Origin of the sequence: Bacillus cereus group sp. BfR-BA-01523 (genome assembly GCF_022662615.1) — a bacterium.
In the GTDB taxonomy this organism is placed as follows: domain Bacteria; phylum Bacillota; class Bacilli; order Bacillales; family Bacillaceae_G; genus Bacillus_A; species Bacillus_A mycoides.
This window is the reverse complement of sequence record NZ_JAKUDX010000044.1, coordinates 1-291: the sequence shown is the minus strand read 5'-3', so window position 1 is coordinate 291 and position 291 is coordinate 1. Positions and strand designations below refer to the sequence as shown.

The following is a 291-nucleotide window of genomic DNA, read 5'->3' as shown; positions in this document are numbered from 1 at the left end:
AACGTCCTACTCTCACAGGGACAAGGTCCCAACTACCATCGGCGCTAGAGAGCTTAACTTCCGTGTTCGGTATGGGAACGGGTGTGACCTCTCTGCCATCATTACCAGACTATATTCATTTAAGACAAGAATTATCATAACTCATTCGACATTTAAAGTCAATAAGTTTTTTATATTCTCTCAAAACTAGATAACATTAGCTTCATATTATATGGTTAAGTCCTCGATCTATTAGTATTCGTCAGCTCCACATGTCACCATGCTTCCACCTCGAACCTATCAACCTGATCA

General features: G+C 40.2%; 1 rRNA gene. It reads right to left on the bottom strand.

The annotated features are described in order from the left end of the window. Positions 1–109: ribosomal RNA gene (gene rrf / locus MR066_RS27110) — 5S ribosomal RNA — on the bottom strand; the annotation flags it as partial. Between the last annotated feature and the right edge of the window lie 182 nt (positions 110–291).